At 47.0% G+C, this 25,538-nt stretch carries 24 protein-coding genes; 6 read left to right on the top strand and 18 right to left on the bottom strand.

Going from position 1 to position 25,538, the window contains the following annotated elements; genetic code table 11:
* Nucleotides 1-99: 99 nt before the first annotated feature.
* The 6 genes from QNO02_RS11575 to QNO02_RS11550 form a co-directional block, all read right to left on the bottom strand.
* Nucleotides 100-2,178, bottom strand: coding sequence for a protein kinase family protein (locus QNO02_RS11575; RefSeq protein WP_289392075.1), 2,079 nt, complete (start codon nt 2,176-2,178; stop codon nt 100-102).
* Between the two features lie 158 nt (nt 2,179-2,336).
* Nucleotides 2,337-2,612 (bottom strand): WXG100 family type VII secretion target, encoded by a 276-nt coding sequence (locus QNO02_RS11570; RefSeq protein ID WP_017689071.1) that lies wholly within the window; start codon nt 2,610-2,612, stop codon nt 2,337-2,339.
* A gap of 186 nt (nt 2,613-2,798) precedes the next feature.
* Nucleotides 2,799-3,347, bottom strand: a complete 549-nt coding sequence (locus QNO02_RS11565) for a WXG100 family type VII secretion target (RefSeq protein ID WP_017689072.1) — start codon at nt 3,345-3,347, stop codon at nt 2,799-2,801.
* A 6-nt stretch (nt 3,348-3,353) separates the two neighbouring features.
* A complete protein-coding gene (locus QNO02_RS11560) occupies nt 3,354-4,184 on the bottom strand; it encodes a hypothetical protein (RefSeq protein ID WP_289392074.1) in 831 nt (276 codons plus the stop codon).
* 16 nt (nt 4,185-4,200) lie between these two features.
* On the bottom strand, nt 4,201-8,205 hold the full coding sequence (gene essC, locus QNO02_RS11555; RefSeq protein ID WP_289392073.1) for a type VII secretion protein EssC: 4,005 nt from the start codon (nt 8,203-8,205) through the stop codon (nt 4,201-4,203).
* 54 nt (nt 8,206-8,259) lie between these two features.
* Entirely contained in the window at nt 8,260-8,580 is a 321-nt protein-coding gene (locus QNO02_RS11550) for a hypothetical protein (protein WP_074094613.1), read from the bottom strand.
* 422 nt (nt 8,581-9,002) lie between these two features.
* On the opposite strand from QNO02_RS11550, the gene QNO02_RS11545 reads away from it, so the two are divergent.
* Nucleotides 9,003-9,242: a hypothetical protein gene (locus QNO02_RS11545; RefSeq protein ID WP_074094612.1), complete on the top strand. Its 240-nt coding sequence runs from the start codon at nt 9,003-9,005 to the stop codon at nt 9,240-9,242.
* Between the two features lie 122 nt (nt 9,243-9,364).
* Here the strand turns inward: QNO02_RS11545 and QNO02_RS11540 are convergent, their stop codons facing one another.
* The 6 genes from QNO02_RS11540 to QNO02_RS11515 form a co-directional block, all read right to left on the bottom strand.
* Nucleotides 9,365-9,517, bottom strand: a complete 153-nt coding sequence (locus QNO02_RS11540) for a hypothetical protein (protein WP_164783094.1) — start codon at nt 9,515-9,517, stop codon at nt 9,365-9,367.
* Between the two features lie 244 nt (nt 9,518-9,761).
* Nucleotides 9,762-11,237, bottom strand: coding sequence for an aldehyde dehydrogenase family protein (locus tag QNO02_RS11535; protein ID WP_289392070.1), 1,476 nt, complete (start codon nt 11,235-11,237; stop codon nt 9,762-9,764).
* Nucleotides 11,238-11,409: 172 nt separating this feature from the next.
* Nucleotides 11,410-11,946 carry a GNAT family N-acetyltransferase gene (locus tag QNO02_RS11530; protein ID WP_289392068.1) on the bottom strand — a complete coding sequence of 179 codons (537 nt, stop codon included), beginning with the start codon at nt 11,944-11,946 and terminating at the stop codon, nt 11,410-11,412.
* Between the two features lie 113 nt (nt 11,947-12,059).
* The gene (locus tag QNO02_RS11525) at nt 12,060-12,398 is read right to left on the bottom strand and encodes a L,D-transpeptidase (protein WP_076249779.1); all 339 of its coding nucleotides are present in this window, start codon (nt 12,396-12,398) and stop codon (nt 12,060-12,062) included.
* 56 nt (nt 12,399-12,454) lie between these two features.
* Entirely contained in the window at nt 12,455-13,480 is a 1,026-nt protein-coding gene (gene rsgA / locus QNO02_RS11520; protein ID WP_502921880.1) for a ribosome small subunit-dependent GTPase A, read from the bottom strand.
* Between the two features lie 529 nt (nt 13,481-14,009).
* A complete protein-coding gene (locus tag QNO02_RS11515) occupies nt 14,010-14,603 on the bottom strand; it encodes a DUF2087 domain-containing protein (protein ID WP_091034982.1) in 594 nt (197 codons plus the stop codon).
* A 178-nt stretch (nt 14,604-14,781) separates the two neighbouring features.
* Here QNO02_RS11515 and QNO02_RS11510 point away from each other — a divergent pair, with 178 nt between their 5' ends.
* The 3 genes from QNO02_RS11510 (at nt 14,782) to QNO02_RS11500 (ending at nt 17,061) form a co-directional block, all read left to right on the top strand.
* Complete coding sequence (locus tag QNO02_RS11510) at nt 14,782-15,780, top strand: YpdA family putative bacillithiol disulfide reductase (protein ID WP_017689082.1); 999 nt, start codon at nt 14,782-14,784, stop codon at nt 15,778-15,780.
* A 5-nt stretch (nt 15,781-15,785) separates the two neighbouring features.
* Nucleotides 15,786-16,229 (top strand): DUF441 domain-containing protein, encoded by a 444-nt coding sequence (locus QNO02_RS11505; RefSeq protein ID WP_036609212.1) that lies wholly within the window; start codon nt 15,786-15,788, stop codon nt 16,227-16,229.
* 319 nt (nt 16,230-16,548) lie between these two features.
* Nucleotides 16,549-17,061 carry a hypothetical protein gene (locus tag QNO02_RS11500; RefSeq protein WP_036609214.1) on the top strand — a complete coding sequence of 171 codons (513 nt, stop codon included), beginning with the start codon at nt 16,549-16,551 and terminating at the stop codon, nt 17,059-17,061.
* Between the two features lie 99 nt (nt 17,062-17,160).
* On the opposite strand, the gene QNO02_RS11495 is transcribed toward QNO02_RS11500, so the two are convergent.
* Complete coding sequence (locus tag QNO02_RS11495) at nt 17,161-17,610, bottom strand: NUDIX domain-containing protein (protein ID WP_289392065.1); 450 nt, start codon at nt 17,608-17,610, stop codon at nt 17,161-17,163.
* A gap of 76 nt (nt 17,611-17,686) precedes the next feature.
* The gene (locus tag QNO02_RS11490) at nt 17,687-17,983 is read right to left on the bottom strand and encodes a HesB/YadR/YfhF family protein (RefSeq protein ID WP_017689086.1); all 297 of its coding nucleotides are present in this window, start codon (nt 17,981-17,983) and stop codon (nt 17,687-17,689) included.
* 486 nt (nt 17,984-18,469) lie between these two features.
* Here QNO02_RS11490 and QNO02_RS11485 point away from each other — a divergent pair, with 486 nt between their 5' ends.
* On the top strand, nt 18,470-20,215 hold the full coding sequence (locus tag QNO02_RS11485) for an ABC transporter ATP-binding protein (protein WP_091031779.1): 1,746 nt from the start codon (nt 18,470-18,472) through the stop codon (nt 20,213-20,215).
* Nucleotides 20,216-20,227: 12 nt separating this feature from the next.
* A complete protein-coding gene (locus tag QNO02_RS11480; protein ID WP_289392064.1) occupies nt 20,228-22,318 on the top strand; it encodes an ABC transporter ATP-binding protein in 2,091 nt (696 codons plus the stop codon).
* A 185-nt stretch (nt 22,319-22,503) separates the two neighbouring features.
* Here the strand turns inward: QNO02_RS11480 and QNO02_RS11475 are convergent, their stop codons facing one another.
* The 4 genes from QNO02_RS11475 to QNO02_RS11460 all read right to left on the bottom strand — a co-directional run bounded on the left by QNO02_RS11475 (nt 22,504) and on the right by QNO02_RS11460 (nt 25,534).
* Nucleotides 22,504-23,130, bottom strand: a complete 627-nt coding sequence (locus tag QNO02_RS11475) for a YdcF family protein (protein ID WP_289392063.1) — start codon at nt 23,128-23,130, stop codon at nt 22,504-22,506.
* Nucleotides 23,127-23,672 (bottom strand): hypothetical protein, encoded by a 546-nt coding sequence (locus QNO02_RS11470; RefSeq protein ID WP_091031787.1) that lies wholly within the window; start codon nt 23,670-23,672, stop codon nt 23,127-23,129. Before QNO02_RS11470 ends, QNO02_RS11475 begins: the two co-directional genes overlap by 4 nt.
* Nucleotides 23,673-23,771: 99 nt before the next feature.
* Nucleotides 23,772-24,482, bottom strand: a complete 711-nt coding sequence (locus QNO02_RS11465) for a hypothetical protein (protein ID WP_249911068.1) — start codon at nt 24,480-24,482, stop codon at nt 23,772-23,774.
* Entirely contained in the window at nt 24,479-25,534 is a 1,056-nt protein-coding gene (locus QNO02_RS11460) for an ATP-binding cassette domain-containing protein (RefSeq protein WP_289392062.1), read from the bottom strand. The genes QNO02_RS11465 and QNO02_RS11460 overlap by 4 nt, the downstream gene beginning before the upstream one ends.
* Nucleotides 25,535-25,538: the final 4 nt, after the last annotated feature.

The following is a 25,538-nucleotide window of genomic DNA, read 5'->3' as shown; positions in this document are numbered from 1 at the left end:
AATGTCCGTTGCTCACGTAGTTTTCCCTACGCCCCGCTACTCCATTTCTAGCTTCATCCCATCTTCTCGGTACTGAAAACCGTCCTTTTTGAACACGTACTATAAGTTGGGCAACGTGTAGCTGTTGTTGCTCAGGAATTTGTTAATGGCACTCATTCGAGCCGCTACTTTGCCGACACCTTTGAAATAGGAAGCATCGGTATTGTAAAGATTTTTGAAATCACGGGCATACGATTCCGCATTTTCAATTTTTCTGCCTTTTTGCGCGTTATACGTCTTATTGTAATGAGCAATCAGCGTGACCACATTCTGGGCACGTTTTTTCTTCAGAGCTGCTTTCTGAGCAATCTCCTGTTGACGTTTAACTTCAGCTGCCGCTTTACGCTCCGCTTCCTGTTTTGCAAGCTTGGCATCATTCTCTTTTTTCCAGACCAGATAAGCTTCATATTTTGCCTGTTTATCGTACTTCTCCTGCTGCGCTCTCTTAGCGGCTTCTTTCTTCTGCTGCTCCTGCTTCACCAGATAGGCCTCATATTTCGCCTGTTTGTCGTACTTGGCTTGTAACGCCTTACGTTCTTCTTCTTTTTTCTTTGCTTCAGCTGCCTTCTGCTTGGCTTCAGCGAGCTTTTTCTTTTCCTCTGCGTCCAGTTTTGCAGCATCTGCGGCCTTTTGCTTCTCTTGTTCTTCCTGTTGTTTGAGCGCAGCTGCCTTTGCTGCTTCAGCCTCTTCCGCAGCTTTGATCTCTGCCAGTCGTGTGGCTTCCTGCTGTTCTTTCTGTTTCACCTCTGCCTGATCGGCGAGTATTTTAACCGTTGGCACGCCACCTGCCAGCAATAGAATAAGCACAGCGGAGGAAATCATGAACTTTTTGGATCTGTAGAATGGCACAGGTACAGGTTTGTCTGTGTCTTCTTTTGGATTAAGCTTGGCATCCAGTTCCTTGATTGCAGCCTCGACTTCCATCTGCATCGCGCTGTTATGAGGAATAAAATGATAAAGCGAGCGGTACACTTCCAGTGCTGCAGCCGGTTTATCTTCATCCTCCAGGGCTCTTGCTTGCAGGAACAGACGGTTCACAACCGCTTCCTGATCGGGAGATTGCGGCGTTTGAGGACGGTTCCCGTCTTGCGTATTCACCGGTTCACTTACTGGTTCTGAGCTCTTTTTCAGATTCACATCAGCTGCTTCGGACGGATTGGCAGTTTCTTCTTCCAATGTCACAGCAGCAGCCGCATTGGCCTGATCCACGTCTACCGCAGCCAATGCAACATACCACTCACCAAACGTCGGACAGCTGCTCAGATCGTGACTTTCCCAAGCTCGAATGAACAGATCGGACAGTTTGGAACCCCAACGCTTCTCAAGGGACTCCCGCATCGCATAATACCGTTCACTCACTGTTTGCATTTCATGCTGGTCAAAATAACTTTCGCCCCACGCTTTCTCTACAATCACAGGGTCCGACCAGCTTAACATTTCAGCAATAATAACAGCTCCGGCAAATCGGTCAGCATATGAACTCCACAAACCGCTGTGCACTGTTCGATGGGCTGCATAACCGGGTGACCCGGCAAGCAGGGCATCCGGACGATCCATTTTGGAACCGTACATCTGCTCGACATCCACAAGTTCTACCGCAGACGTCTTCCCCAGGTTCTCCACTTCGGAAAAAAACGGAATCATTACATTGGGAGCGGACATATCGCAATGAGCCAGTCCACGTTGTTCCATAGCCGAACCCGTTCCAGCAAGCGCTCTGGCCAGCTTCAGGCTCTCCTCAGCCGTCAACTGTCTCTGATCACTGATCACATCGAACCAGGTCTGACCTTGCACCCATGGCATCAACACCGCATATAACAGATCGGGATGTTTTCCAATGAGCGCTCCGTTTCTTTCCGGAGTGAGCACATCACGCTTGCATACCTGCAAACCTGGCAGTTCACTGTAAGACTCCATATGTTCAGACTGATACACCATAGCTGGAATACGGAATTTAGGAAAAAATACTTTTAGTGCTTTGGCCCCATGAATGGAACCATTACGGGGTATCAACTGATAAACAATCCCCTGCCTTCCGGCTTGGGCATAAGCCAGACCCGGCGCAGCCGGATGTTGCCCAATCGTATAGGCAATGTCGTTAATCACCACTTCATCCCCGGGATTTGGTTGAAAAGACATGCTTATCCCTCTCTCTGTCCTAGTGTCATAGTTGCAGCAAAAACCGGGTGTTGTGACAACGCCCGGTTTTTGCTGTAGTTGTACATCTTCAGCTTGCTATCCACCTATAATTCAGGACGAATTCAGACTTCACATCGGCCTGATCTATGTAAAGCAGATTAACGAGCTTGGTCAGCTGTACGGAATTTGTTAGCAATAGCTGTAAGTTCAGCGCTGATGCTGTTCAGCGTTTGAACGAATGATTGCATTTGTTTGCTAGCTTCTTGGAACTCTTGGAAGAAGCGTTGCTTTGTCATACCTTCCCATTGTCCTTCCATGCTTGTGATGGATTGAGTCAATGTAGATACGATTTGCTGACTTTGCTCACCGCTTTGTTTAAATTGGTTGGAAACCTGATCAAGCTGCTCTGGGGTAACTAAAATACGTCCTGCCATTTGTAAATTCCTCCTTGGTTTGTGCAATTAAATTTTTACTTGTTCAAATTGTACTATACCAGGATCGATCGGACAAAAGCCGAAGGACCTAATCCTATTTACCCCATTTTCAGTACTTGAAACTTCTCCTAACAGCCTATTTACAAAAAAAGATTCACTTTCTGCTGTTACTTTTATTCATGCTGTTCAGGAAACCACAGGCTCGGTCCCTCTTCTTCCCCGAAAGGAAGGATCTGTGAATCTCCATGCTACAGGCTCAGGCTGCATAGCCTGCACCAGTGTAGCCGGGGAGCCATCAGGCGGAGCGGCATCCTGAACACGATATACGGCCGCCATTGCGGAAAGGGGATCGGATACTACAGCTACAGTTGCAGAATGTGCAGGCATGATTTCTCCTGTACGATTGTTCTGAAGAACATTCAGCATATTGACCGCATTACCATAGGCTGTGTTCACATGACTCAGCACGGAACGATACTCCATGTCTGCCTGCTGGAATAACAACGCTTTGCGTCCCAGCTGTACGCTTAAGTCCATTAATCGACGCAGCGCATCCTCGCCCAGTCGTTTACTGTGATTCCATTCATTCATCACCGCTGCGCGGGATTCAACCTCCCACTCCAGCGAATGAATCGCCTGATCCAACACTGTCATCTTTTGCTGTATTTGCTCCGCTGCATACTGAATCTGCTTGCTCAGTGCCCGAAGCACATCCGGTTCCACACGAATGCGCATTTACCATCACCTTTCCTCTTCCCCTGCAGGCTGTTTAAGCCAGTCCAGCAGCATCTCGTGAAACTGTTCTCTAGTCGTTAGTGCTGCAACAAGCCAATCATCTGAAGCCGCAGTGCTCATCCGGAACAACCAGTTGGATACCGCACTTGCAGCAAATGCTGCCGACTGCGACTTCCACCCGTCTTCATTCCATACAAGCAACCTGAGCTCCCCGTCTGACTCCTTACCCACCAGACAGCGTGCCAGTGCAAGTGAGCCCTCAGGATCACTTGTCTCCTGTTCGAGTTCCGCTGCTACGGTCTGTACTCCGCTGTTTTCGAGCTCATTCATGACATCATAAAATTTTTTCTTGGAGCACATTAGGGCCGGTTTCTCCGCAGGAGAATGGCCGCTCCATTTCATCCGCTCTATCAGAACATCAATGGCTTCACGAACACTTCCCAGATCGCTGAGCCGGAACGAGTCCGTTACGTCGTCAACACGGGAAACTTCAACGACCCGCTCATCCGTGCAATGGATATAACTCTCATGCGACTTGCCGTTGATCGTGTAGCGAATCCAACAAGCTCTGTCGGACAATCCGGCAATGGCTACCCTGGAGAAAACGGTCGGTGTCATGATCAGCTCATCGGTATCCTGATCCCGAATCAGATATCCTTTGTCAAGCAGGGAGGTTTTGACACGCTCCCACTCCATCGCGATATCCTCCGCCATATAGCCGCGAAACGGATCTTCCACACCAAGCAGTCGGTCTGAACCGAGAATACCAGCCAGGAAAAAAAGTTCCTTTGTTTGCAACGTGACTACCTTTTGCTTAGAATCATGAACCGTCAACATTATGAGCCACCTCCCCTCAAACTACAACATGCCATCGGTCACGAATTTCAGAAATCCAATCGGTCATTTTCCAGCTGTCATCACATGGAACTGCACCTTTAACCCTGGAATATTTACGTTTTACATAATAACCTTGACCCGGAGGCAGTACCTTCAGCCCACCTGAACTACCTCCAGATTCGGAATAAGGTATACGGAAGAACGAGAGATCGTTAGGGTCTAAAGTCCCGAACAGCATTCCGCTCTGGGAAGCCTTCACATCCGTTACCCAGTCAGAACCGAAGGTCGGGAAGTCTGCCGGAACCCCGGACAGAATCACGTGTACACCGCGATCCCTTCCTTGACGAACAATCGCTCCCAATTGATCTTTTACATTAAAATCGTTTAGCTGCTTGGACAAGGTGTCCGCATCATCGATGACGAGCACAAGTTCCGGTCCACCGGAAATCTCGCCTCTTTTCAGAACTTCATCGTACAACTGTTGAATCACAGGTGCAAGCTGTTCTTCTCGCGATACATGTCCACGGACATGGGGCAAACTGCTGATTTCCCCCAGCCCACCTGAGCCATAACGCATATCTACTGTGTATATTTGCACATCTTCCGGAGAAGCATGATAAGCCAGTGATAACATCCATGTCAATAAAAATGTTGTTTTGCCGCCTTCCATCGGACTTGTTACCATGAAATGCGGACCTTCACGCAGATTAAGCTCGAATGGTTCCAGATCATCCGTAAGCAGTCCCACAGGGACAGTTACAGACGATGTATCCCAAGCCTGACCATATGATCCTGTCCGAATGAGCAGATCTTTCAGTTTGATCTCTTCCGGAAGCGGAGCAATCTGCGGCGCTTCTTCCCCTGTCCAGCCTTGGCGAATCTCAGCAATCGTACGGCGCAGTGCCGATGAACGTTTGCCCTCATCTGCCCCTGAAGAAGGTAATGCCGCCTGGAACATTAATGGAGGCACTTGCCCTTTGACCAGACCTCTTCCTGGCGGAAGTTGGCTTGGTGCCTTGGAAGGTCTCCCCACGGCATAATAATAATCGCTTGGATCGGATAACTCAAATGAAACCGCATTGGGAATATTGCTTCTGAATTTTTCAAATACATCGGTTACCCGATTGGCGGTGAGCACAAAGGTGATACCCAAACTTCCGCCTTCACGCAGGATCGTCTCCAGAAGTTCATTTTCTTCCGGATAAGCATTGCGGAATGAAAGATAACCATCGATAACGACCACAACCTGCGGTACAGCCGCGTGAGCTGTCCGGCGGTACGCCGAAATCGTTTTAACACCCGCCTCCGAGATGATATCTTTGCGTTGTGCTGACAGCTTGAGAATATAGCGGAATAACCGCTTGATCCGGTCTTCCTCTTCAGCCATCATCACACCACCGATCTGAGGTAGTGCTGCAAAGTCTTTCATCATGCGGCCCATGTCGATAATGTAACCATGCCAAGGCTCAGTTCTGTGGGAACGGGCCAGGGACATAAGCAAGGTCTGAACAAATGTTGTTTTTCCTAGTCCCGGCATGCCGTACACGACCAGATGGCCTTGATCCACAGGCAATGCGAGCGGCTGTTGGCGCTGATTAGGGAGATCATCCAGCAAACCAACCAGTGGTTTCAGACCACTCGCTCCGCCATCAAGCAGCAGATCCCGATTCTCTACTTCCTGCCATTCCTGAAGACCTTCCCATTCCAGTGTCTCTGGTAAAGGTGGCAACCATGGTCCTGGCAAACGACGGATACCCGCATCCGCTGCAGACTGCGCAACATAATCAATAAATACCTGAAGCTGTTTCGGAACATCTTCACCTTTGAGAACGGCTCTACGCTCTCCAGTTAACAGAGGCTCCCGCTTACCGTTCAGGCGTACTTCCATAACAGGCAACACCGTCGTTGAATCCTCCTGCTGGTTATAGGGTGCACCACTCCAGGCGAATTGCATTTCTTCAAACACTTCATCACTACCAACCTGGAAATATCCACGACCAGGCTTTGTAATCCAGGCAGCATTTGGAATCTTGATCATATCCCTGCTATCTCCCTCACTCTGTACGCGAAGGCAGATCCGGAAGCGCGAATTACTCCATATTTTATCGTCCACAACACCAGCTGGCTTTTGGGTTGCCAGAATTAGATGAACCCCAAGTGTCCGGCCAATGGCCGCGATACTGATCAATTCATCCATGAACTCCGGCTGGTCCCGCTTCAATTGAGCAAACTCGTCAATGATAATAACCAGATGCGGAAGTGGCTGTTCATGTCTGGAGCGCAGAATTTTGTAATATTCATCAATATGCTGGAGGTTTCCCGCATCATTTAATATTTTTTGCCTTCTGACCAGTTCGGCCCGAAGTGAGATGTTCGCCCGCTCGATCAGATTTCCATCCAGATTGGTGATCGTCCCTACCACATGAGGCAGATCAACAAATGTATTGGACATCCCGCCACCTTTATAGTCAATCAGCATGAAGGCCAGATCGTGTGGATGGAATTCAGCAGCGAGTGAAGCTACGATGGACTGGATGACTTCACTTTTACCTGAACCGGTTGTACCTGCAATCAGACCATGGGGACCATGACCCTGACGTTCAATTTTGTCATGCAGGTTTATCGCTATTTTTTTGCCGCCAGCTCGTACACCCATTGGTACGGGCAGTGTGTCAGGATATCTCGTCTGTCCCCACCTGGACACCACATCCAGATCTTCCACGCGAGATGTGCTCAGCATATCGAATAACGGAAGCACTTGTGGGATATCTGACGCAGATGACCGCTTTAACCGGATCGGTGACATATAACGGGAAAGTGCCTCTGCCATCTCCTTCGAGATCACATCAGGCTTGTACGTTTGTTGAATAACATCTGCATCTTCCGTTTTTTTGATATACACCCCTTTGCCTTTGGAGGCATCCATAATCAACTGACAATGCATCGGCAGAGACTCCTTGCGATTAGCCAGTATGATGGTGCATACATCAATTTCCTGAGCCGATTCCAGCAGCAAGGGGAGTAACGGTTCTTCTTCAATCAATTGCGTATCGGAGAGAATTACAACGTAACATGGCGTTTGTACGCTTTTCTTGTAACGGTCTTCCTTATTGTTACGACGCCGGTTCAACACGGAAAACAAGCTGTCCGCTAATTGATGCGCACCGCTGTGCCTGTCGGCCATATAGCGTTGTCCTTGGTCTTCATCCCAGATATGGGGCATCCAGCGAAGCCAGTCCCATTCCTTGCTGTCCTTTTCTTCATAGAAAGCAGCAAGCTTCAATTCATCCGGGGAATGGCGTACCGTCAGCTGTGAGATGATGACTCGCAGGGAAGCAAGCACTTCCTCCCGATCACCGACAAGTCCCATAACCTTCGATTGGAACAAAGGCAATGTAATGGAAGCATCCGGTACCGTCTGGAATTCAGCCGCAAGTTCATGGGCCGCTTCAATTAGCTCATCCTTCTCGTATCCATCAATCCGCGGAACCTGAAGTTTGATGCGGAATGGAATCTCTCCCGTACCAATGCGCACCTGAAGGAAATCATCATCCTCTGGTGAACGCTCCCACAGGGAACTGTTCCGGTTCTTCACCACTTGAAGACACACACCCGGATCACCATGAATTTCGTACAGGCTTTTCACTTGCTCCGCCTGAGCTTCCTTCAGTTCTTCCCGGTGTTTGTCCAGTTGGGCAAGATACATTGTTTTTCGTTCTTCCAATTTTTTGCGATATGATTTCTTGTTGCTCAGATACACGAAGAATGGAATGGTGTACGAAGTAAGCATCATCATGACCGTCATCATCTGAAACATCATATAACTGCTGTTATTCATTTTGCCGGTCATATTGATATATACGTAGAAACCAATGCTGACCATGGTCATCATGATCGGCACAATAATGGATATCATGGAAAACGTGGGTTTGCTCGGTTCTGTTGGAGGCCTGAGTATTTCGAGTCCTTCTTCCTTGAGAACCGGTGTCATTCTTGGAGAACGCTGATATAACACATTCACGAAGAGAAGACCTCCTTTAGTTCGTTCAATAATGAATGTATACGTTCAAAAGCCCTATTCGTTGCTGTCCTGTTGAAACAATGAACGTCTTCCATATACAGGCGCTTCTTCCGAAGTCGTTGAAAAAGCCCGCTGGACACGTACGCAACTGCCTTGTCGCAGCCCTGTTTCCATTAACTGCTGTGCGTTCTGCGGAGAGAACCACAGACCTTCCGGAAACTTGGCTTCAAGGATGTACTGAATGCCGTCTCCCGGTGCCTGTCCAAAAATGCGAACACCGAGTAATGTCTTCAAATGTTCAATGGTACATTCGTCCGGAACATCAATGTCGAACCATTCTCCTTCCTCGCGGCCGGAATACACGGTTAGAATCATCCGAATCCCTCCCATGGTCTCATATGTAAATTGTCCTAATGTCAGATTAAATCAAAAAAAAGAGAATGAATCGTTATATCAACCCTATTTTCTTACATAAACACCCTGTTTGCAATGTACCACCTGTAATTTTGTTACATATGACCCACGTATATATTAAAATATCGTACATTCGACTCAGAACTTTCGTGGCAGTTATGCATTTAAATATTGCGAGGATACGAAACTCTTCGTTTTTTGTTCCATTTAAATGGTAATTAAGTTACGTTTTTCAGGACTTTTATTCCTTCGCTCACAATTGAATTGTGAACACTTTTCAAACATTACCCACCTTTATGTTTTCATAAGCTGATTTTAAGGTAATTTTAAGCATTGGAATTTAATATTACCTGTATGAAATAACAACCGTGAGGTGATTTCAAGTGAGAACCCTAATAACCTTTCAAAACAAATCAATCCCTGTATATTTTAATCAAGAAAACAAACAACCTATGCAGAAGACATTAAGATTGCTTAGCAGTGCTCTTGAGCATAAAATTAGCAACGGTAAACGCGCCATTCAAAAATGTCTGCATTCATTAATTAGTATTGAGATTGTTAATGGAGAAGCCATTCTCCACAGTCGAAGTGAAAACGACTCCCTTGCTTTATCTTTATATTAAAAGGAGTCAACCAAGACACATTCATTACAAGACATGAAAAAGGAAGCTGTCGTTATGGACAAGCTTCCTTTTTTGAGTTGTATACACGTTAACAGCGGATCGCAATTATTAGCAGCCATCACTCAGTGCAGTTTGCTCAGGACATAGGCGGCATCATGTTCTTCCGCAATCTCGGCTTTACGAATACGAATGACAAACAGCCGAACCAAATTGGCACGTGTATGTTCTTCCTGACAGGTATTCAGTTTCCTCAGAATAAAGCGGTCAATGGACATGAATTTAAGCCCCTTTGCCATTGGATTTACGGATCGATTTTTCCGTGTATCCATAAATAACCAGATAGCGTCAGCCCCAAACAGCTTTTCCGCTCTTATATTAAGCCGTATTTTGCTGAGGTGTAAAATTGTGCAAAAAGCCCGTCCCACCAAGCTGGAGACGGACTTTCGCATGATTTGTCGATCTTTTTATAACCCACTCTAACCATTCATAAATGCCCCTGCTAGTTCACTCTTTTTCGACTTATTTCACTCCCGGATATTCCCGATATTGGTGCTGAATGCTGATCCAACGCGTACGTGTAAACTTCTCAATGGCCCAATCCCCACCGAAACGTCCAATCCCTGAAGCTTTTTCACCGCCAAACATCACATGCGCTTCATCGTTCACAGACTGATCATTTACATGCACCATACCAGATTCAATGCGCTGGGCAACCTGATGTCCTCGATTCAGATCTTTGGTGAATACGGAACCACTAAGTCCATAAGGCGTATCATTTGCCAAACGAACAGCTTCCTGTTCATCATGAGCCTTCATGATCACTGCCACAGGGCCAAACAATTCCTGCTGCACGATATCCTGTTCAGGTTTAACATCGGCAAGTACAGTAGGAGACAGCACGCTGCCTTTACTGGTCCCCCCGAGCATTAACTGTGCTCCTTCATTTTCAGCTTTGTTCACAAGCTCCAGCAATCGTTCTACCTCTTTTTCCCGAATGAGTGGACCCACAAGTGTTTTGGAATCCGCCGGATCACCTGCCTGGACATTCTTCGTTTTGGCAACAAATGATTCGACGAATTGGTCGTAAATATCGGCATGCACGATGATACGATTCAGAGCCATGCAGATCTGTCCCTGATGCAGAAACTTGCCAAAGACTGCCGCTTCGGCAGCACGTTCAATGTCCGCATCTTCAAGCACAACCATCGCGTTGTTGCCACCTAGTTCCAGTGCCGTTTCTTTTAAATGTTCACCCGCCAGTTTACCGATCCCTTGCCCAACTTCTGTGGAACCCGTAAATGAAATTACTTTGGGAACCGGATGAGCGACAAAGTAATCCCCGATCTCGCTGCCACTTCCCGCAACGACATTCAGCACGCCGTCAGGCAGACCAGCCTGTTCAAACAAATCGGCAATGAGCCAACCTGCCGTAATCGGAGTGTCTGATGCTGGTTTAATCACTACACCATTCCCAAGAGCAATTGCTGGAGCTACAGATCGCAGGCATAGATGCAAAGGGAAGTTCCATGGCCCGATAACACCAATCACTCCCTTCGGCTCACGAACCACACGGTTCTCTTTGCCAGGAGTATTGGACGGAATAATCTCACCCTTCATGCGATAAGGAAAAGATGCTGCTTCGTCCACAATGCGTTTAGCCGCTGCAAACTCCGCCTCCGATTTGATTCGGGTACTCCCGGATTCCGTGATCAACAGTTGAATAATCTCCTCTTTTCGCTCTGTCATCTGGGATGAAACTTTACGCAATACCTCTTCTTTCGCAGCGGGCAAAGACTTCGCCCATTCAATCGAATTTTTCTGAGCTGACTGATAAGCCTTATCTATGTCTTTCTTATTGGAAGAGCGCCATGTGGCAATAACTTCTCCCGTATAAGGATTGATATTCTCCATTGTTTTCTCACCGGAGCCATCTACCCATTGGCCATTAATATATTGTTTCGTCCATGTTGTATGTTCAGTGTCCATTAAAGTCATGTGAATACGCCTCCTGATCAAGATTAAATGTCACACCTGCACAACGGTGTAATACATCATTAACCTTGTTCAGAATTACGCAAACGTGAAGACCTGAATTAGCTATTCCATTCTTTAAGCTTAAGGAAACAACACAACCCACACTATTCTGTCGCCATCTGGACGTCTTTCATCAGTCGGGCAGGCTTTTCTCTCCAAAGAGGCTCAAGTCTTCCCATCCGTAGCCAACTTCGATCAGATCTTGACCACCAATGCGGAGAGACTGTGTCTGGACTGGAGTGCCTCCCATCTTTTCATAGAAGCGACAAGCTGAATTACGCTCCAAAGCCCATATGATCAAACGTTTCATATTGTAGGTCTGCAGATGATGAACGACATGTGTCGCCAGTTGCTGACCTATCCCCGTTTGTTGCACTTCCTTCAGCAAATATATAGCGTACAACTCTCCATCATAAGGTAATTTGCCTTCACGCTCCTTACCCCCACACGCAAATCCGACAATGTTCCCATGATCCTGTTCAGCTACCACCAGGATCTGATCCTTTTCGCCAGAACGAATGGTCTTCTCCCACTGAGACAATCTTGATTCTATAGTCAAATGATCCAAAAAATCGTCAGGCACAATTCCCCGATATGTTGTTTTCCAACTCTCTGTATGTACATGGGCTATACCTTGCGCATCCCCTTCACGCGCCGGCCTGATCAGCATAGCTATCACTCGCTTTCTCTCGTAACTGCCATAGTTTTACCATATTATATGTTCTTCTTTCTATAATTCCAAATTGATCCATTGAACTACCTCTTATAAAGTAAAATCCGGCCCTACGGCCGGATCGTCACTCTCGTACCTACAGATACCTTGGAAGACAAATCCAGTACATCCGAGTTGTACATGCGTATACAACCATGGGAGACGGATTTGCCAATAGACCAAGGCTCATTGGTTCCGTGTATACCATAATGGGGAGCTGACAGTCCCATCCAGAACACGCCAAACGGCCCACCTGGATTCGATTGTTTGTTAATAATAGTGAACTCCCCGTTTGGAGTCTGCGTGAGCATCTTTCCGGTGGCTACGGGATAACCCTTAATCACCTGATTGCCATCCAGAAGATATAACATGTGGTCAGACAGATCTACAATAATCCTGTAATCTGGCATAATGACATCCCTCCTGACCTATCTTATGCAAGATGCCGGATGATGCCCGCCTGATTTCAGGCTTCCTCCCACTCTTTCACACTACGGGAGTGCTTGGGTTTGCGACTATTGGCCGGTTTGCTGGAGGCGGTACGCCTTCTGGATGCCACTTCTTCCTTGCGTTGCTGATATTGCAATTCCTTCTGCATTTTTAGATAATTATTCAGTCTTTTTTCATCCAATGAACCATCCTGTATGGCCTCTTTCACTGCACATCCAGCTTCCCTTGTATGACTGCAATCCAGAAATCTGCACTTGGCCGCAAGTTCTTCAATTTCTCCAAACGCATGCGACAGCCCATCATTGCCCTCATCCCAAAGATTAAGCTCGCGCATTCCCGGAGTATCGATCAATACGGCTCCCTGTGGAAGTACAAACATCTCCCGGTGTGTTGTCGTATGTCTCCCACGGCTGTCTCCCTCGCGGACGGATTGTGTAAGCTGCACATCCTCACCCATCATCCAGTTCACCAGCGTAGACTTGCCACTGCCAGAAGATCCTGTGAGCGCAACAGTCAGCCCTGGCTGCAAGTATCGTTCCAATAAGGATTTCCCTTGACCCTCCACTGCAGATATCGCAAGCACTTCAACGCCTGGAGCGATTCCTTCTACACTTCGGATCTGTTCTTCCACATTGTTGCACAGATCACTTTTGCTCAAGACAATGACTGGCCTTACGCCACCATTCCAAGCCATCATCACGTATCTTTCGAGTCGTCTAAGGTTGAAATCATGATTAAGTGCAGCCACGATTAACAGTGTATCTACGTTTGCGGCGATTAATTGTTCCTTGGTCACCGGACCTGCTGCCTGTCTTGATACCCTGCTCTGACGTGGCACCAGATTGTGAATAATTGCTTCTTCACCTGCCTGACCTGTAATCGCCACCCAATCTCCAACCGCTGGTACCAAGCTGGTCTCCAGACTATCATGACGCATTCTACCCGATATTCTTCCCCAGCATTCACCCTCTTCTGTAACCAAACGTTGCAGATGTCCATGGTCTGCGATAATTCTGGCTGGCTTTTTCTCCTGCTCTTCCATTCCTGTCTCTTGCCACAGTTTCTGCCACTTTGCAGACCAGCCGTACTTCTCAATATGATTATCTAAAATAAAAATTCCTCCCAAAATAAGTTTGTTTACTTCGTTCAAGCCGAGTGAACAATCATCTCCGGTTCAGATCAAAACAAAAAACCACGAGTAGAAATACACCCGCGGCAATAAGTAGTTAGCCGAATCAAAGATCATCCCTTCTCGTAGATATACCGAACAGCATACATAGCCATCCGCTATAAACAATTCAGGAACCCCTTTTATCGGCAAACAAAAAAGCCACGGGTGCGTCACCCGTGGCTTCATCTGAGCATGTGATACTTCACGTTAAAATGGATACTGCTATCCAGCTAACGCAAAATTACATGCTTTGATCCGTTCCGGAGACGCTGTTCATATTCAAATTAACGTATACTGCATTTAAGTTTGTCATAAACAATCGCCTCCCTTGTAGAATTATCCATTATGTTACACACTGAGCTTTGCAGTTGTCAAGCCCAAACTATTTTACCTGTCTACTTTATTTGACCTGATCCCAGCGCGTCCACATTTCCTTCGGATTCAATTCATAGATCTCCTCTTCCCGATACATGAACTGATGCATGATAAATTCCCGCCGAATCGTGGCAAAGTCTTCATGGTATTGCTTTATAAATGTATTGATTTCTTTCTCCGTATACTTCCGACCAAATTCAAGCTGCTCGACCAGATGACCAAGTACAATCAGTTTTTTCTTGTATTGAGCCGGAATCTGACGCAGTCGTCCATCTTTGGAGAAAAAATTTCTCATGACCGACGCTTTCAATGTTTCGTTCACATCACTCATATCCGTAACCTCCTCTCGCTTAAAGATAAAATCAACCGAGGCCTGTGCATTCTCACGGATAAACGAAGGATTCAGTGTGAAATACACTGTATTTTTCTCCCGTCGTTCCTTGATCAGCGCCGCCTCCCTCAGCTTGGATGCATGATGTGTCACGGTTGGCTGTGACAGATTCAACCGCTCGGCAAGTGCCTGTCCGTGCAGTTCACCCTGTGCCAGCAACAGCAGCATGCGAAGCCGGGTCGGGTCAGCCAACGCTTTATGATAAGCCACAATTTTCTCCAGCTGCATCATCGTTCATCTCACTTTCAATTAGATAAATATCTAATTTGATATTAGTCTTTTCTCCTCTCCACGTCAACTCCTTTGGATTCAAGTAAGCTTGTCTAATTTAAACTCACGCTTGAACTGGCATTGGCTCGTTATTTACGGTAGGATTATATTGCTTGAAATAAGGAGGATTAAGAACATGGAAGATGTCATTATTATCGGCGGAGGCCCATGCGGTCTGTCTGCTGCCATTGAATGTGAGCGGCTGGGACTGTCCGCTGTGATCGTTGAGAAATACAATATCGTTCAATCTATTTATCTGTATCCAACCCATATGCAGTTTTTCAGCACAGCCGAGCTGCTTGAGATCGGGAACGTTCCGTTCAGCACACCTAATGATAAACCGTTTCGTTATGAAGCACTTGCCTATTATCGCAGGGTAGCCGAACATTTTGGTCTGCGTGTTCATAACTATGAGGAAGCCCGTGAAATTAAACGCAAGGATGATGGTACGTTTGAGGTACATACGCTCAATCGCCGCGGGGAGGCCATCGTACATGTTGGACGTAATGTAGTTGTAGCTACCGGTTATTTTGACCATCCTAACTATCTGGGCATTCCTGGAGAAGATAAAGATAAAGTAACCCACTACTTCCGGGAAGCTCACCCTTATACCCGTACACGTGTCGCCATTATTGGCGGAAGCAACTCAGCCGTGGATGCGGCCATGGAACTGGTTCGGGTCGGAGCACATATTGATATGGTTTATCGCGGCAGTGGTCTGTCCCAGCATATTAAACCATGGGTACGTCCGCTATTCGAGAGCATGGTGACAAAAGGCCGTATTACACTGCACCTGGAATCACGCGTGAATGAAATACTGGATGATTCGATTCGTCTGATACACACGGATGGTTCCACTCGGGAACTGGATAATGACTTCGTACTGGCAATGACCGGTTTCCGTCCAGATCGTCAACTACTCACGTCGGTAGGTGTGGAGATGTCTGATGATATGGATAAACCTCTATATGATGCACAAACGATGGAAAGCAGCGTACCTGGTGTATATGTGGGCGGAGTCATCGCTTCGGGTCGTAATGCCAATGAAGTCTTTATTGAATCCGGACGCTGGCATGGACGTTACATTGCGGAACATATCGTTAGCAAACAACGTGGACAGACCGAAGGGAAATGAAAACAATGGATATGACTTCCCTACTGTTGCTCGTATTTGCGGCTCTCGGGATTATCAGCAGCAACACACCTGTGACCGTAGCGATGGTATTTCTGTTGTTGCTACGAGTCCTGAACCTGAATCAGGCATTTCCATGGCTTGAAAAATACGGACTTACACTGGGCATTATCATTCTAACCATTGGCGTGATGGCACCTCTTGCCAGTGGCAAGATGAGTCTGCAGACGATCGGCGAGTCTTTCCTGCACTGGAAATCATTACTCGCCATTGGCGTAGGATTACTGGTGGCATATCTCGGAGGACGTGGCGCTACGCTGATGGGTACACAGCCAACTGTCGTTGCAGGGCTGTTAATCGGAACGGTACTTGGGGTTGCCCTGTTCAAGGGTGTACCTGTGGGTCCATTGATTGCGGCGGGAATTTTATCATTGCTACTGGGCAAATCCTGATTCAAGTTGTGAAGGTTGTGACCTGACATTCTATGCAGATTGGCTGTATTTCCCACCGTTGTGTGATATACTTCTATTCATGCAAATTATGTACACGAGTCTACAACAGAATAATCCACATTAGAGGTTGTTCAAAAAGTCCGCTTTTGATTACGAAGGATGCCTAGAGGCATCATCAGCATCGAATATGGAATTCAGCCGAAATGTCTTCTCGGTACTTAAAACCGTCCTATTTGAACACGTACTATTATGGTTATGCTGTTGCATGAAATATAGATTCACTTTGCAACTATTAATGGCGCAGGAGGATTAAGGAACCATGTCACGTCAGTTTATTACAGAAGCCGTGATGGTGGCCATTTACGGTCAATTGCTAGCGCCGCCCGCGCCTGTTGAATATATTGTTCCTTATACCACCATCCTTGAGCTATATGAATTCCAGACCAGTCCTGATCCCATGATGGATAACCCGGCAGATGATCAGCATGTGAAATCCAAAATCAATGAAATGATTTCTTATTTCGAGGAACCGCTGAATAAGAAAAAAATAGAGCGTGCGTTACTTGTTCCATGGGCCAAAAGCCCCTCCATTTTATTTGGTGACCAAGTATCCATTGCCATTATCAACGCAATAGATACGGCACAGTACGGGGAGTATTTCGATCCCATTGAGACAGAACTGCTGCTGACATCTCAGCGACTGAGTATCCCAATTCTCACCGATCAGGTTGAACTGATCGCACGCATAATTGAGTCCGAATCACCTGTACAGGTATTTGATATTGATGATTTTGATTTTGCGATGGATGATGAACCACTGGATCAGGTGTAATTCATGCTCTGAGCACGTGAATCGGATTTTAAAAAAAATGACCTTGGCATCCACTTTATCGTGTATGCCAAGGTCATTTTTTTTGCGTCAACACTTATTTTATTCTGCAATATCCCGCGCTAACAGAATTCGGCTAATCTGATTCAGAGGTGGTAACGACTCCAGCGCAAAAAACTTCAGACCTGCATCACTATTTACACGCGACTCCACAAGGTCATCCTGAATGATCACTGTCCGAAACAGAGCAATGACATAATACTCTTCATCTCCGCTTGAATCCAGATACCGAAGGTCAGGCCCCGAATAGAGACCTTCCAGTGTCATGGTATCAGCAGTCCAACCTGTCTCTTCCCACAACTCCCGATGTGCAGCATCTTCAATGGCCTCACCCGGGCGCATCTCACCTGCTGGCAACCGCCAGTGACCGTGTTCAGCATGCTGAATCAGCAGTAATTCACCTTGTTCGTTCTCAGCCCGCACAGCCGCCTTTACAACAATATGAGAGCGTTTTGCGATATACTGGGCCAAATCTCGTGCTGGCAGATTCACTGCTTATCCCCTCCTCCTACTCGGAAGCCGGTGGCGACCTGTAATCCATCTATTGCTTAGCAGAATACTTCAAGAATTAGATTTCGGTATAACGATATTCGATATCCTGACCTTCATCAACGATATCCACATGCAGTTGATGCCCTTTCAGATACCAATAATCGTGATCTTCCATAAAGAATTGAATCCCCGACACTTCAGTTTGATCCGCAGGATGTCTTGGTTTCTCCACAGCAATACCTAGCGAAAATCCAGGGTGAAGACCTCCGCCAGAGCTATACCGGGCAAAAAATCGAATGCTGTCTCCCTCGTTCAAATTCAGTTCTTCCTTGTACCAGCGAGCAGCTTGATCGGATACATGTATGGTACTCATTTGGTGTCAGCTCCTTCTGTATATATATGTTCCATCATATCTCGAAAGGGGACTTGAATACAAACCCAAGAGACCACATGAAGACAAATTAAGTTGTGAAAAATGTTTGACAGATTGTAAAAGCCGGTGTTAAGATGCAAACATACGAGGTCTACATTGTATTTATTTCCAAAAAAAGAAAGGGTGATTACGGTGTTTAACAAACATATGATAGGTCAATTCAGCACACAACTAAATACCGGAGCACACCCGAAATCATTATTCCGTTCATAAGTCGGCGTTACAGATGATCTTTCATTAGAACCTCTGTGATGTTTACTCACAATCGAACTTATGTATGGTGGCGGCTCTGTTCTCGGAGCCATGCTGCCGTATGATCATATGAAGACATACCGCCTGCGTGCGGTATGTCTTTTTTTGTGGGTACATTTTGGCATACATGAACGGAATCTGCATTTCTCGGACATCGAAAGGAAGGGATAACACTTGTTCTCTGTACTTAAAAACCTGGCCTGGTTCTTCCGGCTGGAACGCAAACGATACCTAACCGGTGTCATCTTGCTTATTCTGGTGGGCATTGCCGAACTGCTGCCTCCTCGTCTTCTTGGTAATGCCATCGACGAGATTGTGCGCGGTTCCATTACCGGCACCTCACTTACCCGTTATATCTTGCTTATTCTGGGAACGGTCATCATTATCTATCTGGTTACATACGTTTGGATGCACAAACTGTTTGGTGGTGCCAATCTGGTGGAGCGGCTGCTTCGTTCACGCTTTATGGACCACTTGTTACGGATGACTCCTCCCTTTTTTGAGAAAAACAGAACAGGAGATCTGATGGCACGGGCCACCAATGATCTTCGTTCCATTGCCACTACAGCAGGCTTCGGCATGCTGACCTTAACAGACTCTACAGCCTTTCTGGCCACCGTATTGTTCGCTATGGGTTTCCTGGTCAGTTGGAAACTGACCTTGGCGGCAATCCTGCCATTACCTTTTATCGCCATTGCCATGATGATCTATGGTAAAGCTGTACATCAACGTTACACCCTGGCACAGGATGCATTCGGAGATATGAATGACCAGGTGCTGGAATCCATTGCCGGGATCCGTGTTGTGCGTGCCTATGTGCAGGAACGTCTGGACGAGAAACGGTTCGCCGACGTGACCGAAGATGTGTATCGCAAAAATCTGGCTGTTGCCAGAATGGATGCGCTATTCGAACCCACCATCCGGCTCTTCGTAGGACTCAGTTATGTGATTGCACTTGCCTACGGTATATATCTTGTATTTCATAATGAAATTACCCTAGGGGATCTCGTATCGTTCAACATGTACCTGGGGATGATGATCTGGCCCATGTTTGCCATCGGCGAATTAATTAACCTGATGCAACGTGGTAGCGCTTCGCTTGATCGGGTCAACGAGACTTTATCGGTAGAACCTGCCGTACAAGATGTGGAGCAACCTGCTCACGTTACGAATCCGGAAGAAATTGCGATGCAGGATGTTACATTCCGTTACCCCAGCTCCACTGTCGACAATCTCAGTCATATCAGCTTTTCGCTGCGACGGGGTCAAACATTGGGTGTTGTGGGTCGTACGGGTAGCGGTAAGTCTACTTTGCTCAAACAACTGCTTCATGAATACCCTGCCGGTTCGGGCACATTAAGCATCTCGGGTCATCCCATTCAGGATATCGCCAAAGATGACTTGCACAGCTGGATCGGGTACGTACCACAGGAACAAGTTCTGTTCTCCAAATCAGTTCGTCAGAACATTCAATTCGGTAAACCTGGGGCCAGTGATGAAGTCATCATGGAAGCCATTCGTACAGCCGCTTTTGACGGGGATCTGGGAACCTTGTCCGATGGACTCGATACACTCGTTGGTGAAAAAGGAATCTCTCTGTCCGGAGGACAGAAACAGCGGGTATCGCTGGCGCGTGCCTTTATTGCTAATCCTGATATCCTGATCCTCGATGATGCCTTATCTGCTGTCGATGCACGTACTGAAGCCAAAATCATTGAAAATATACGCAACAAACGCTCGGGCAAAACCACGCTGATCTCGACTCATCGCCTGTCTGCTATTGAACATGCTGACCGAATCATCGTACTGGAGCACGGGAAAATTACGGAAGAAGGCACTCACCAGGAACTGTTAGCCATGAACGGCTGGTACCGTGAACAGTATGAACGGCAACAGGTCGAGTCCAATCTGTCCACGTAGGAGGTCAATTCATTGAAGTCTAATACAGGCAAAAGGCTGCTTGATTACGCCTTGAAAGCCAAAGGAACATTTATCGCTGCATTAATTATGCTTACCATTGGTGTTGCGGCTGAGCTTGCCGGGCCGTTCATCGCCAAATCCATGATCGACAATCACTTGCTCGCGATTGAGCAGCCTTTCTATGAGACGACAGCTTCAGATGAAGCCGCGGTCTACAACGGTAAGAACTACAAACGCGAAGGTTTGTTCGAACCGGGTGAAAACAAAGGTTCCGAAGTGCGGGTATTACAAGCCGGCAGAAGTTTTTATTTTGTAAACGAACCGGTAAGCGCACCTGACGGGGACCGCACATATGCGGATGGAACCCTCACGGTTACACGCGCAGGTGAAGTGACAGGCCAATATGCGGCAGCCCCCCTGTCCGCTGGTGAACTGTTTGCTTTTTACAAACCGGAGATGCCCAGCATCTATCAATTAATTGTGTATTACATGATCTTCCTCGTGATCTCGGTCATTATGGAGTTTGGTAAAACATTCTGGCTGCAGTCCTCGGCCAACAAGGTCATTCAAAGACTGCGTAACGATGTGTATGCCCATATTCAGCGACTGCCGGTGCACTTTTTTGATAACCTGCCCGCAGGTAAAGTTGTATCTCGGGTCACGAACGATACGGAAGCCGTCAAGGATCTGTTCGTTGCCGTTCTTTCGAACTTTTTCTCAGGAATCATCACGATTACAGGTGTGTATGTCGCACTCTTCCTGCTTGATGTTCGCCTGGGTCTAATCTCATTATTCGTTGTGCCGATGCTCATTACATGGATTGTGCTCTATCGCAAATTCGCTACTCGTTACAACACGATCATTCGATCCCGACTGAGTGAGATCAATGCCATCATTAACGAGTCCATCCAGGGGATGTCCATTATCCGCGTATTCCGCCATCAGAAACAAACCAAACAGGAATTCGAAGATCTGAATGATGACTATATGAAACACCAGAACAAAATGCTTAACCTGAATGCCTTCACCTCACACAACCTGGTTAACGTATTACGGAATATCGCCTTTGCGGTGGTCCTGTGGTACTTCGGTTCCAGTGTCCTGGATGGCACAAGTATTATCTCTCTGGGTGTTCTGTATGCCTTCGTTGATGTTCTGGGTCGCTTGTTCCAGCCAATCACCGGTATGGTGAATCAACTCGCCAACCTGGACTCCTCCCTCGTATCTGCTGGTCGCGTCTTTGAGCTGATGGATGAAAAGGGAGAAGCTGTAACCGATGGCTCCATGCCAAGATACAAAGGGAATGTTGTCTTCGATGATGTATCCTTTGCCTATAAAAAAGATTACGTGCTTAACAATATCTCGTTTAAAGCATCCCAAGGTCAGACGGTCGCTCTGGTCGGCCACACCGGTTCGGGTAAAAGCTCAATCATCAACCTGTTATTCCGGTTTTATGATCCGCAAAAAGGCAAGATCACAATTGACGGTCAGAACGTCAAGGATCTGCCTAAACAGTGGATTCGCGAGCATATGGGGATTGTATTGCAGGACCCGTATCTGTTCACAGGCACCATTGCTTCCAACGTCAGTCTTGGCGATGAGAAGATCTCCCGTGAACGGATTGAACAGGCGCTGCGTGATGTAGGCGCTGAACGTATACTGGCTCATTTGCCTCAAGGCTTTGACGAACCTGTCATCGAAAAAGGAAGCACATTGTCTGCTGGACAGCGTCAGTTGATCTCCTTTGCTCGTGCACTGGCGTTTGATCCGGCCATCCTCATTTTGGATGAAGCGACAGCCAATATTGATACGGAAACGGAAGCATTAATTCAGAACGCACTCGAAGTCCTCAAAAAAGGACGTACCACCTTCATCATTGCTCACCGTCTCTCCACCATTCGTTCAGCAGATCAGATTCTGGTTCTGCATCGCGGGCGTATCGTTGAGCAAGGTGCACATGATGAACTGATGGAGCTTAAAGGCCGCTATTATAAGATGTATCAGCTTCAACAAGGTGCGCAAGCAGCAGCGGTCGCAACTCTCGAGAATCCGTCAGGTAATTCCGTTCCAACCTCAACCTCCTTTGCCGGAGGCAATGCATAACAGAGTAAAGCTGAAAGTTCTTTAAGTAACCAATCAAAAATGATGTACTCGACGGCAACACAAAAACCGATCTACACCGCAAACCCTGAGGTAGCTGTGTAGATCGGTTTTTTTGTATTTTCATCGGGATTCAAATTCCGATACTGTTTATTTCCTCCAGTCAAAAAAACAATCCGCGTGCAACCTCATGGCTGCTGCGGATTGTCTATCCATCCTTTGATCGTATATCCCATGTACATCACGGTCTCTCTTGCGAGAAAAGGAAACTTGCTGCGCCAGGTTCGATACGCCGTTGTTCGTGTCGGAGAGGGTACGGCATCCATACCCAGACCGGCAGCCAGCTTCATGGCCCGTTTCATATGTAATGGATCACTCACAATCGTATAGGTTTGATAACCGGCCTGTTCACCAATTGGAATTGAATTGACTAGATTCTCCTCGGTAATTCTGGATTTGGTCTCTATGCGAATGTCCGCAGGATCTACTCCATGTGCGATGGCATACTTCTGACCCACTTCAGCTTCCGTATGTTCTCCCTCATCACCTGACCCGCCTGTGAAAAGCAGATTACGAACGGTACCCTGACGGTATAATTCAATCCCGTGTTCAATACGTTCGCGAAATACAGGTGAAGGGTTATCCCCCGCCACGGCTGCGCCCAGAATGATTGCTGCATCCGATATCCTGGATGAATCCTCATCCGTATATGCAGATATTCGTACTGCCGTAACCACAGTCCACAGGATTCCAACCAATACTACAGCCAGAACCGTCATTAATATCCAGCGTTTCGTTATCCGTTTGCTTGTCATTCATCCTCTTCCAAAGCCCTTGCTTGCATACTCTCGGTATGAATCCGCTCCAGCGTTTGCAGAGCTGCTGCGGATTCGGCATCCAGACCAAGCTCTGCAATCCAGGCACCCGTATATTGCTGAAGACGGATCTCCAACTCCTGTGCACGGTCTTTGAAATCCTCCAATTCCTTAATCATGCGTGATCGTCCTTCCGGACTGAATGTCTCGTGAATTCGTTCCTTGAAATAATGATGTACGATACGGTTACGTTGCTGCCATAATTCATTCAACTGGCGAGTCTCTTCCTCAGAGAATGTAAAATGATGGCGCACTTCGTGAATGAGCTGCCCCAGTGAACTGCTCATCTTTCGTTCGTACAGATCTTCCAGATCCTCTTCAGACACGGCTTTGCCCTGAGACATTTTCATTAATAAAATCAGATTGACCAGCTGCTGTTCAAGCGCCTGCCCGTAGTACACGGCCAATCCGTAATAGGCAAACAATTCCCTGGAGTGTTCGCTGTCCAGCATGTCACCATTCTGGATATCTGTATTTTGCATATGCGAGCGCCCCCTTCAACCGTACAATGTTAACCATTCCATGTCCCTCTATCCTAACCAAACCAAGAGCAACATTCAAGTTATCGGGAAGCGCGTCTTCTAACTCCGCAGATCTCTTCTACCGGACAGCCACACATGGATGATTAGTAACCCCATTGCGTAGAGCACAGTCCACAGCATAACCGAAACAAAAGAGTCCATCTTTGATTCATCAAATAACATCATCTCACGAACCAGATAAAAAGCTGGCGGAAGAATGCGGCCAAGCCATTCTAACGATTCAGGCAAACGTTCACTTAAGGAACCTTGGATAAACGATAGTAATAATACAATAATGAGGGCAGGCATACTTCGACTAAGCAAGGGAATGTACGATTTTTGAAAAAATACACTGATGCCCAATCCCAGCAACGATAACCCCAGATGTCCTAACCAAGTCATCATCCACTCCTCACCTGTGGGTTGTCTCTCAAACATTCCTGCGAACACGGGATACAGCACAGTGATTACGGTGAGCATGAATTGCATGATCCAGGCACAGATGAGTTGACTTGTTACAACCTTACGCCTGCTTCCTGTATGAAGGACAAGTAATTGATACTGCTTAGCAGGTTCGGTATTCATCACCATTACTCCGAGCCAAGCAGCTGCCAGAAATAACAGCATAGCCGTAACACTGTAACTGTCCGCAATAGGGTTGGGTTTGTAGGAATAGATCAGCAACATGGCGATGATATAAAAGATAACCGGTGCAAAATATTTCTGTGAGCGAATGTGATGCCTTAACAAATATCGGGTCAGATAGATCATTGGGCTTCTCCCCCCGCATCATCCATGGAAGAGCTTAAGTCCACAGATTCTGTGACACCTCCACGACTCGCATGTACAGCTGGATGTTGTCCTTCCAGCAGACTTTCCATATGTAGTTGACTTTCTTCCTGTTGTACAGACACAACCGAACCTCCGGAAGCCAGAATCATTCTGAGGACATCATCAGTTGATTGTTGAACTACTTTCCAATCCCACAACCAAGACTTGGATTTCTCCGAGCTCGTATTATGAACTAAAGACATTACTCCCGGTTGTTGTACAACGGATGGATTGTTGGCCAGATCCTCTCCAGCTTCCGTCAGACTTTGAATACGTACAACGGGTTCGCCAGCTTGTAATATATCTTCACGACTCCAGTAACGGAGCACGCGCCCTTGCTTCAACACAATCACCTGGTCTGCCAAACGTTCAATAAGCAACGGTTCATGGCACGCTGTAACGATGGATGTCCCTTCATCCTTCCATTGCCCCAATAAGGATACAACTGCCTCTTGAGCTGGAATATCCAAGCCTGATAAAGGTTCATCCAGCAACAAAAGACCCCCCGGTCCAGGTAACAGGGCCTGAATCAAATTTACTTTTTGCAGTGTGCCCTTCGATAATAAGGGTAACTTCTGATCAATCGCGGTATCGAGATATAAAAGTTCACTAAGTTCTCTAATCCGCCCACGCAGTACTTCGGGGCGAATGCCCCGAATCCGACCCATGTCCCACAAGTACTCTCCAGAGGTAAAGGGTAAACGTGGCAGGCCATCTACTGCATACCCATCAGAACCCTTCATTGTACGCTGGATCGATCCTGTATCGGGTAACAAAATACCTGCCAACATACGTAGCAACGTACTTTTACCAGAACCGTTTCTGCCAACAAGCACAGCACATTCTCCCTGCTTCACTTCCAGATTAATTTCATCAAGTACTTGAGCATTACCTAATCGCTTGCTCACTTGTTGAAGCAACATACCTCGACCTGATGAGTCTGCTACATCTTGATCGGCTTTCTTGAAAAGTCCAAGTGTACTCCATATCACCTGG

This window comes from Paenibacillus sp. PK1-4R, from assembly GCF_030369595.1.
Taxonomy (GTDB): domain Bacteria; phylum Bacillota; class Bacilli; order Paenibacillales; family Paenibacillaceae; genus Paenibacillus.
Note: the sequence above shows the minus strand (reverse complement) of the source record. Positions and strands in the feature narration are given on the sequence as shown.

What these genes read in the sequence shown, in the direction of transcription:
- QNO02_RS11550 (WP_074094613.1), bottom strand. Translation starts at nt 8,580, where the DNA reads ATGATTCTAACCGTGTATTCCGGCCGCGAGGAAGGAGAATGGTTCGAC.
- QNO02_RS11565 (WP_017689072.1), bottom strand. Translation starts at nt 3,347, where the DNA reads ATGCGCATTCGTGTGGAACCGGATGTGCTTCGGGCACTGAGCAAGCAG.
- QNO02_RS11530 (WP_289392068.1), bottom strand. Translation starts at nt 11,946, where the DNA reads ATGCTGATCAGGCCGGCGCGTGAAGGGGATGCGCAAGGTATAGCCCAT.
- QNO02_RS11540 (WP_164783094.1), bottom strand. Translation starts at nt 9,517, where the DNA reads ATGTCCATTGACCGCTTTATTCTGAGGAAACTGAATACCTGTCAGGAA.
- QNO02_RS11560 (WP_289392074.1), bottom strand. Translation starts at nt 4,184, where the DNA reads ATGTTGACGGTTCATGATTCTAAGCAAAAGGTAGTCACGTTGCAAACA.
- QNO02_RS11515 (WP_091034982.1), bottom strand. Translation starts at nt 14,603, where the DNA reads ATGCAGCTGGAGAAAATTGTGGCTTATCATAAAGCGTTGGCTGACCCG.
- QNO02_RS11570 (WP_017689071.1), bottom strand. Translation starts at nt 2,612, where the DNA reads ATGGCAGGACGTATTTTAGTTACCCCAGAGCAGCTTGATCAGGTTTCC.
- QNO02_RS11525 (WP_076249779.1), bottom strand. Translation starts at nt 12,398, where the DNA reads ATGCCAGATTACAGGATTATTGTAGATCTGTCTGACCACATGTTATAT.
- QNO02_RS11575 (WP_289392075.1), bottom strand. Translation starts at nt 2,178, where the DNA reads ATGTCTTTTCAACCAAATCCCGGGGATGAAGTGGTGATTAACGACATT.
- QNO02_RS11470 (WP_091031787.1), bottom strand. Translation starts at nt 23,672, where the DNA reads ATGCAAAATACAGATATCCAGAATGGTGACATGCTGGACAGCGAACAC.
- QNO02_RS11500 (WP_036609214.1), top strand. Translation starts at nt 16,549, where the DNA reads ATGTCACGTCAGTTTATTACAGAAGCCGTGATGGTGGCCATTTACGGT.
- QNO02_RS11475 (WP_289392063.1), bottom strand. Translation starts at nt 23,130, where the DNA reads ATGACAAGCAAACGGATAACGAAACGCTGGATATTAATGACGGTTCTG.
- QNO02_RS11490 (WP_017689086.1), bottom strand. Translation starts at nt 17,983, where the DNA reads ATGAGTACCATACATGTATCCGATCAAGCTGCTCGCTGGTACAAGGAA.
- QNO02_RS11465 (WP_249911068.1), bottom strand. Translation starts at nt 24,482, where the DNA reads ATGATCTATCTGACCCGATATTTGTTAAGGCATCACATTCGCTCACAG.
- QNO02_RS11535 (WP_289392070.1), bottom strand. Translation starts at nt 11,237, where the DNA reads ATGACTTTAATGGACACTGAACATACAACATGGACGAAACAATATATT.
- QNO02_RS11510 (WP_017689082.1), top strand. Translation starts at nt 14,782, where the DNA reads ATGGAAGATGTCATTATTATCGGCGGAGGCCCATGCGGTCTGTCTGCT.
- rsgA (WP_502921880.1), bottom strand. Translation starts at nt 13,480, where the DNA reads ATGGAAGAGCAGGAGAAAAAGCCAGCCAGAATTATCGCAGACCATGGA.
- QNO02_RS11505 (WP_036609212.1), top strand. Translation starts at nt 15,786, where the DNA reads ATGGATATGACTTCCCTACTGTTGCTCGTATTTGCGGCTCTCGGGATT.